Origin of the sequence: Rubrobacter calidifluminis (genome assembly GCF_028617075.1) — a bacterium.
GTDB classification, from domain to species: domain Bacteria; phylum Actinomycetota; class Rubrobacteria; order Rubrobacterales; family Rubrobacteraceae; genus Rubrobacter_E; species Rubrobacter_E calidifluminis.
Genome location: NZ_JAQKGV010000036.1, coordinates 1 through 7,837, shown reverse-complemented (window position 1 = coordinate 7,837; position 7,837 = coordinate 1). Strand labels below are relative to the sequence as shown.

Annotated in this window: 7 protein-coding genes and 1 pseudogene; all 8 read right to left on the bottom strand. The window is 63.8% G+C overall.

Going from position 1 to position 7,837, the window contains the following annotated elements:
- Positions 1-219, bottom strand: a 219-nt coding sequence (locus PJB24_RS15600) for an SDR family NAD(P)-dependent oxidoreductase (RefSeq protein ID WP_273847539.1), incomplete at its 3' end; no start/stop codon positions are given.
- 26 nt (positions 220-245) lie between these two features.
- Positions 246-953 (bottom strand): SDR family NAD(P)-dependent oxidoreductase, encoded by a 708-nt coding sequence (locus PJB24_RS15595; protein WP_273847537.1) that lies wholly within the window; start codon positions 951-953, stop codon positions 246-248.
- 43 nt (positions 954-996) lie between these two features.
- Positions 997-2,523: an APC family permease gene (locus PJB24_RS15590; protein ID WP_273847535.1), complete on the bottom strand. Its 1,527-nt coding sequence runs from the start codon at positions 2,521-2,523 to the stop codon at positions 997-999.
- Positions 2,507-3,496, bottom strand: a complete 990-nt coding sequence (speB, locus tag PJB24_RS15585; RefSeq protein WP_273847533.1) for an agmatinase — start codon at positions 3,494-3,496, stop codon at positions 2,507-2,509. Before speB ends, PJB24_RS15590 begins: the two co-directional genes overlap by 17 nt.
- 4 nt (positions 3,497-3,500) lie before the next feature.
- A complete protein-coding gene (locus PJB24_RS15580) occupies positions 3,501-4,610 on the bottom strand; it encodes a P1 family peptidase (protein WP_273847532.1) in 1,110 nt (369 codons plus the stop codon).
- A 2-nt stretch (positions 4,611-4,612) separates the two neighbouring features.
- Positions 4,613-6,031: an APC family permease gene (locus tag PJB24_RS15575; protein WP_273847530.1), complete on the bottom strand. Its 1,419-nt coding sequence runs from the start codon at positions 6,029-6,031 to the stop codon at positions 4,613-4,615.
- Entirely contained in the window at positions 6,024-7,397 is a 1,374-nt protein-coding gene (locus tag PJB24_RS15570) for an aspartate aminotransferase family protein (protein ID WP_273847528.1), read from the bottom strand. The genes PJB24_RS15575 and PJB24_RS15570 overlap by 8 nt, the downstream gene beginning before the upstream one ends.
- A 48-nt stretch (positions 7,398-7,445) precedes the next feature.
- Positions 7,446-7,837 (bottom strand): annotated as a pseudogene (locus tag PJB24_RS15565) (alanine dehydrogenase); the annotation flags it as partial.

Below are 7,837 nucleotides of genomic sequence, written 5' to 3'. Positions count from 1 at the left end.
CAAGGGCCCTGCCTCAGCCTCGATCCGGGAGACCATCTCTTCTACAGCGTGTGGATCCGATACGTCCGCGATCGCGGGGATCCCACCGCACTCTTCGACGATCCGGTCAAGTTCTTCGGAGGGTTTCCTGTCGTTCACCACCACGAGCATGCCGTCTGCGGAGAGCCTGAGTGCCGTGGCACGGCCGATACCCTGGGCGGCACCGGTCACCAGGGCCACGGTTCTTCCTTCGGGGTGTATGGCCATCAAATCACCGCTCCCGCGTTCGGGGAGATGACCTGCCCGCAGAAGTAGCTCCCCTCTTCGGCGAGGAAGAGCACGGCCTCCGCGACCTCTTCCGGGCGCACGAGCCTGCGCAGCGGCAGGGTGCCCAGAAATCCAGGGTCCCTCCAGGGCGAGTCTGCCTCGAGCAGCGGTGTATCGGTCGGACCCGGTGCGACGGAGTTTACTCTTACGCCCTTGCCTGCCACCTCGACCGCCAGGCTCTTGGTGAAGCCTATGATTGTGCCTTTTGCCGCTGCGTAATGGGCGTCTCCGTCGCCCCCGCCGAGGGCCAGCTCCGACGATATGGTTATTATCTGCCCGCTGTTGCGCCGCAGCATCTCAGGTAACACGGCCGCGCACGCGTTCCTGGTCCCTCCCAGGTGAACCTCCAGCATCCGCCACCATCTCTGTGCGGTGATCTCCGCGACGGGAACCATCTCGTAGTAGCCGGCGACGGTGACGAGCAGATCGATGGGCCCTAGCTCGTGCGAAATACTGTCGACCGCCTCGCGCAGCGCGTCCTGGTCGGTCACGTCGGCGATCAACGCAAGGTCGGATGTCGGTTTTCGCAAGTCGACCCCGGCTACCCTCCAACCGTGCTCCGAAAGGAGGGCCGAGACGGCGGCGCCGATGCCGCTGGCCGCTCCCGTGACCATCGCAACCTTCCGGGGCTCTCCGTGCGATGACAACCCTGCTTGCCTCCTTCCCGTGATGGACGTATGACGGATCTACTCACTCGGCATCCGGAACCGGCCCAGCACCTTCCGTCCTTTCTGCTCCAGGCTCGTTCTTCTCAGGGGGCATGCCCAGCCTGGTTCCTATGGGTGCTCTGATCCGCCCGCGTACCCCGAGGTAGACGAAGATCCCGATGATACCGAGCGCTACGGTCGTGATCACCATGCTCCATGTGACATACCATGGTGTCCCCGGGGTCTGGCGCGGCCAGACGATGTTGAGCGTCTCGAAGATTATCCAGACCGTTGCGGCGTAGGTCACGGGTGCGCTCCAGCGGCCGAGGCTGAAGGCGCCGGGCCTCCACGTCCCCCTGAGGTGGGAGAGCGCGGCCCCTGCGACGGGCACGCCGAAGGCGATGTAGAAGCCTATCGTCGTGAAGTTCACCAGCACGCTGTAGAGGTTCGACCCCGCGAGCAGGACCAGGAGCCCCGCCACCACCCCGGTCAGCAGGATCGAGTAGACCGGCAGCCGCTCCGGGCCACGCAGCCTGTCGAGCAGACCCGACCCGGGCAGCGAGCGATCGCGCGCGGAGCCCCACACACAGCGGGAGACGGCGGCCTGAACCGCGAGAAAGCTCGAGAGGAAGCCGATGACGAAAAGGATCAGGAGCGGACGCCCGATCCCCCCGCCGAAGTGCGCGGTGAGTGTGTAGGCGACCGGGTCTCCGCTCTTGGCCGCCATGACTTTCGAGAGGTCCGGGATGGCGAGGATCAGCGCGACGCTCGAATACATCACGACCAGCGCGACGAACAAAAGCGAGAGTATTATCGCCTTGGGGACGTTGCGCTCGGGCTCCTCGACCTCCTCGCCGATCGAACCAGCGGACTCGAAGCCGAGGAAGGACCATCCCACAAACGCCACCGCGACGAGCGCGGGCCCGGTGAGCCAGAGGCCGTTGCCCTGGGTTCCGAAGCCGTCGAAGAGGGTGCCGAACGGGTTGACCCGGTAGAAGAGGAGAAGGATCGTGCCCAGCCCTACCGAGCCGAGCACCTCCGCGGTGATGCTCGCGGCGACCATGACCTTGAGCACGCGACGTCCGATCATGTTGGCCAGTGTACCGATACCGATGATCACGAGCGCCACCAGCGTCGTCAACCACCTCGCCGGGTTCTTTACGTCGAAGATCTCAAGCAGAAATCCGGCCGCTCCATACGACAGGGTGGAGAGCGCTATGGTCAGCCCCCACATGTACGCCCACGCTGCGAACCATCCCCACGGCGTTCCCTGTACGTGTCGGGCCCACTGGTAGACGCTGCCCGCGTACGGCCAGCGTGACGCGAGTTCGCCGAAGACTGCGGCTACCAGAAGCTGTCCTGCCAGCACGACGGGGAAAGCCCAGAAGAAGGCCGGTCCGGCCGCGAACAATCCGAGCGCGAAGATCGCATACAGGGCGACTATCGGAGAGATGTCCGCGAACGCGAGGGCGAAGGCGCTGCGGAAATCGAAACCCTTGCTCAGACGGTGCTCTTCGGTTATGCCTTCGGGAAGGCTCTCGTTTCTGGGCTCATCAGTGGTCGAGTCCATCTTCCGTTCCTCCACTTTGTTCTACGTTTGCTTTTTTGACGCTGGCCAGAAGGCTCAACAGCTCGAACGCGACGGTAGCCGCGAGCAGCGACGTGATCTGGGCGGGACCGTCGTACTGCGGGTATACTTCCACGACGTCGCCCCCGATCAGGTCGATGCCGGAAAGTCCTCCCAGCAACTCGAGGGCTTCCGCGCTCGTGAACCCGCCGACCTCAGGCGTGCCGGTGCCAGGGGCATAGGCGGGATCGACGAAGTCGACGTCGAAGGAGACGAAGACCTTTGATTCTCCCACCCGCTCGCGGATGCGGGCGACCGTCTCTTCCGGCCCGAGCCTCCGGACCGTCTGGGTGCTCATGACCTCGAACCCGAGCCTCCTCGACTCCTCCAGGTCCGAGGCCCCGTACAGGGAACCCCTCATCCCGACCTGAACCGACTGTTGGGGGGACAGCACTCCCTCCTCCACAGCCCTCCTGAACACAGTGCCGTGGTTGTACCTCTTACCGAAGTAGGAATCCCAGGTATCCGCGTGCGAGTCGAACTGCACGATCGCGAGCGGACCGTGTATCGCCGCCGCGGCCCGCAACTCGGGAAGGGCTATCGAGTGGTCGCCACCGAGTGCGATGGGGACCACACCCGCACGATGTATGACCTCAAGCTCCCTACGGATCGCCTCGTAGCTCTCCTCTATGTACCCGGGTACGATGGGTATGTCCCCAAAGTCCGTAACCGAGATGTGGTCGAAGATCCCGATTCCTTGCAGGGGATTGTAGGGACGCAGAAGGTGCGAGGCGCTCCTTATTCCCTCCGGCCCGAAGCGGGCCCCCGCACGGAACGACGCCCCCGTATCGAACGGGATGCCGACGACCACCGCGTCGCTGTTCGGCAGGTCACGGGCGTTGGGCAGCCTCATGAACGTCCTCACCCCGGAGAAGCGCGGACTCTCGAGAGAGTCGTGGGGAACGTACCGGCCCATGAGCTCAACTCCTCCCCGTCGCCGTCAGCGCCCGAACCCCCTCGTCTATCGGGAAACCTTCCAGGACGTGCCCGTCCCGTCCCCGAACCGTGTCAGCCTGGAAGAGGGCGTTCAGGGCTGCTTCCTCGGTCGCCTCCGTCACGGCCTCGAAGACGAGATCCATCGGAGAGCCGTGAGTCCAGAACTGGCCCTCGACGAGGACGTCGATATTGATCGTTCCGGAGGTGGTTCTGCGCGGTACGCGGTGAGCCGTCGTGAAGGCGATGAATATCTCCCCGGAGCCGTCGTTGCCCACGCTTCCGGTCCTTATGAGCCCGGCGTCCACCCTGCGGGCGAGCCGCTTTAGCTGCCTCGGGTGCAGCGGAAGATCTGTGGCGACGACCCCGATGCACGAGCCCTCCCTGTGCTCTCGAGGCATCCCCCGGTGCAGGGTCATCCCGACCGGTGTCCCCGCGATCTGGAGCTGGTGCCTGCTGCCGTAGTTCGTGTTGAGGAGTACGCCGATGGTGTACTCTCTGCCTCCTATCTCGATCACCCTCGAGGCGGTGCCTATCCCACCCTTGAAGTCGAACTGCTGGGTTCCCGTCCCGGCGCCTACGGCTCCCTCCCCAACCGGGCCGGATGTTGCCTCTTCCAACGCCTGGTGGACGTCCTTATCCCGCAGGCCGAGAACGCGGTTGTCGTTGAGATAGCCGTCGTCACACTCGGCCACGACGGGCATCAATACATCATCGACTCCGACCGCATCGTCGATCCGGCTCATGTACGAGACGGCGGCTTCGTAGCATACCCCGACGTGTCGGGTGTCGCACAATATGATTGGGGATCCCAGCATCCCCCACTCCTCCACCACGATGTCCGAGGTGAGGATTCCGTAACCGTTGAACACGCTCGTCGCTGCGTATACACGTTCTCTGAAAGGGTTTCCTTCGTGGGGCCATATGGCGGTGACCCCGGTGCGTATGCACGGGTCTTCCCTCCAAACCGTACTGTGACCGACTCTGACCCCTGCCACATCAGTGATGGCATTTTGGGGCCCGGGCTTGAGGTATCCCACCCCAACCCCGAAGTCTCGTACCCGCCCTCGTGGGGCGGGCGGCTTGTCGGTGCTCATCTCTATCCCTCCTCCAGACTCTGCGCTGCCTGGGGTTCCAGAATCTCTTCATCAACGTGGGGCACCCACCGTTGCGGGCGGCGGCGAAGATACACCGCGTAGTAACCCAGCCCAACCACGAACAGCGCCAGCAACACGAGGAGGTCGCCTGGCTTCTGCTGGGTCAGGGCGATGACCACGCCGGCGAGCGCGATGATCGGGGGTGCCGGCCAGAACCACATCTTTGATGGCCTCCTCAGGCGCCGATCGCGGACCCTGCTCACCAGCGCGGAGATGGCTACGAGCCCGTACATCGTGACTATGAGCACGGCCGTGAAGGTTACGGCCGTCACCAGGCTGGCTGCGAAACAGAGCACGGTTGCTACGGTGCCCATGATGAGCGTCGCCACCCAGGGGGAGTGGTAGCGCGGGTGTACCCGTCCGAGTATTTCGTTTACCGGCTGTGGCCAGGCCTGATCCCGCGCGCTCGACCATACGATGCGGGCAAACTGCAGTGTGATTGCCAGAACGGCGTTGAAGAGGGCAAACAGCGCCCCGACGATCATCACCTTCGCGAGAGCAGATCCCCAGGTGTGCGCGACGAGATCAGTCAGGGGGGTGCTGCTGGCCAGGTAGGCCTTGAGATTCTGAGCCCCGAACAGGTCGGCCGTGAACGGTACGATCTCAAGCAGTATGCCGGTGAGCGCGGCGAGGACCACGGCTCGCCCGATGTGGCTCGCTGGCCCGCGCGTCTCCTCGGAGAAGTTGAGCGTGCTGTCGTAGCCGTTGACGGAGAAGAGGGCCGTGGCGAGCGCGGCGATGATCGCTCCGGTGGCCACGGGTGCAAGCTCGCCGCCTCTGGCGGCGACGGGTTGGAAGATTATCGAGAGCGGCTGGTTCAGGTGGGTGAGCCCGTCCAGCGTCAGAATGGCCAGCACCGTTACCTCGATCGCCAGGAAGATGCCCACGAGAACAGCGTTTACCCGGATGCGCAGCACCGCGACTATCGTCACTATGGCCATGACCACCGCGGAGCTGAGCCCCACCGGGAAGAGGTGGTTGAGGGAATGCAGGTAGGTTCCGAACCCGAGCACGATACTCGCCGGGAGGAAGACGGCCTGCACCAGGTAATCCAGCAGGGCCACGAACCCCAGGGGGCCACCCAGCACGCGGTGTACTATGGAATACTGGCCGCCCGCAACCGGGTATATAGAGCCTAGTTCGCCCATGCACGCGGCCACGTTGATGGCTATGAAACAGCCGATCAGATAGGCCCAGAACCCGGCCGTGCCGGCCAGACCGAGCACCACCGGGGCGATGACGAGCAGCGACGCCATGGGCGTTATATCGCTCACTGCCAGGGCCAGGAGGCCTCCGAGGCTGAGGGCGCGGTCGAGCTCACCGGTGGTGTCTACCCTTTCTGGGGGCAAACCTTCAGACATCCTCGCCTTCTCCTTCTTCAAGCTCGATGGACTCGGTCAGGACTTCGGCGACGAAGTCCGCCTCACGCTCGGACAGCGTGAGAGGAGGTGCCAGGGTCAGCACGTTGTTGAAGCCGGCCACGGTGTCCGAGTTGTTCCCTACCAGGAGCCCTCGCTGCTTGCAGCGGGCGATGATCGACGCGATGCTTCCAGCGTCTGCCGGCTTCTTGCTCGTCTTGTCCTCGACCAGCTCGATGCCGATCAGGAGTCCCCTGCCGCGTACATCGCCCACCCGCGGGTGGGCTTTCAACCGCGAGAGCTTTTCGAGAAGCCCGCCTCCAACCTCGGCAGAGCGTGCCACGAGTCCCTCCTCTTCCATGATCTGCAGGTTCTTCAGGGCTACGGCACACCCGCCCGGGTGCCCCCCGAATGTGTTCACATGTCGCAGCCGGGCATACTCTTCCCTGGCTGAGAAGGACTCGTAGATGCGGCGGCTCACCGCCGTGGCCGAGAGCGGCAAATAGGCGCTGGTTATACCCTTGGCCATCGTCACGATGTCGGGCTCGACCCCGTAGTGCTGGTGGCCGAACCTGCTCCCGGTCCTTCCGAAGCCGCAGATGACCTCGTCTACTATGAGCAGCACACCGTAGCGGTCGCAGACCTCCCTGACCAGGGGCATGTAGCCATCGGGGGGGATGAGTATGCCCCCTCCCGTTATGATGGGCTCCATGATGACGGCCGCCACGGTCTCCGGCAGCTCCCATTGGATCACCTGCTCGATGTACCCTGCACACTCCCGACCGTACTCTTCGAGTGACATGCCTTCGGGACGGCGGTAGGAGTCGGGCGGAGGGACGTGCAGAAACCCCGGGCTCAGGGGTTCATAGCGGTACTTCCTCTGTGCCTGCCCCGTAGCCGCAAGGGCACCGGATGTCTGGCCGTGGTAGGCGCGGTAGCGACTTATTATCTTCCAGCGGTCCGACTCACCGTTCTGGTCGTGGTACTGGCGGGCTATTTTGAAGGCCACCTCGTTGGCCTCCGATCCCGAATTCGAGTAGAAGAAGACGTAGTCCCCATCGAGCCACTCGTTCAGCCTCTCCCCGAGTTCGATCGCGGGGGGATGGCTCTTGGTGAGCGGGTAGTAGGGAAGCTCCCTGAGCTGCTCGTAGGCAGCCCTGGCGAGCTCCTCCCTCCCGTACCCCGCGTTCACACACCAAAGGCCAGACATCCCGTCGAGGTAGCGCTTCCCATCCGAATCGAAGACCCAAACCCCCTCACCCCTGACCGCCACCATCGGGGAGGAACCGTTGGGGGCGTAACCTCCCATGGCGTGCCAGATGTAGCGACGGTCCTTCTCCAGCAGCCTGCCTGTTTCCGTTCCGGACATATCTTCGATCTCCTTCGAGACGGAGTTCTTATGCCTGCGCTCCCGCCCTCAGAGGAGCACCTCCTCCGGAGGGGTGTAGGCAAGGGAGTGCGCCTGCGCTACAGGCTCTGAGGTGAGATGGCCTGCTGTGGTGGCAAGCCCTCTCCTTAAGGCTTCGTCTTCTTTTGCCGCTCTCTCTATACTCCCACTTTTGGCTATCTCAACCACATAGGGCAGCGTGGCGCTCGTGAGTGCCAGCGTGGAGGTCCTCGCTACAGCTCCCGGGATGTTGGAGACGCAGTAGTGGATTATGCCTTCTTCTTCGTAGGTGGGGTGGGTGTGGGTGGTGGGGCGGCTGCTCTCAAAGCACCCTCCCTGGTCTATGGCTACGTCTACCACCACAGAGCCTCTCCTCATCTGGCTTATGGTCTTCCTGTCTATGAGCTTTGGGGCTTTCGCTC

Excerpts from the sequence above, each read along its gene's own strand:
- PJB24_RS15590 (WP_273847535.1), bottom strand. The coding sequence starts at position 2,523 with ATGGACTCGACCACTGATGAGCCCAGAAACGAGAGCCTTCCCGAAGGC.
- speB (WP_273847533.1), bottom strand. The coding sequence starts at position 3,496 with ATGGGCCGGTACGTTCCCCACGACTCTCTCGAGAGTCCGCGCTTCTCC.
- PJB24_RS15580 (WP_273847532.1), bottom strand. The coding sequence starts at position 4,610 with ATGAGCACCGACAAGCCGCCCGCCCCACGAGGGCGGGTACGAGACTTC.
- PJB24_RS15575 (WP_273847530.1), bottom strand. The coding sequence starts at position 6,031 with ATGTCTGAAGGTTTGCCCCCAGAAAGGGTAGACACCACCGGTGAGCTC.
- PJB24_RS15570 (WP_273847528.1), bottom strand. The coding sequence starts at position 7,397 with ATGTCCGGAACGGAAACAGGCAGGCTGCTGGAGAAGGACCGTCGCTAC.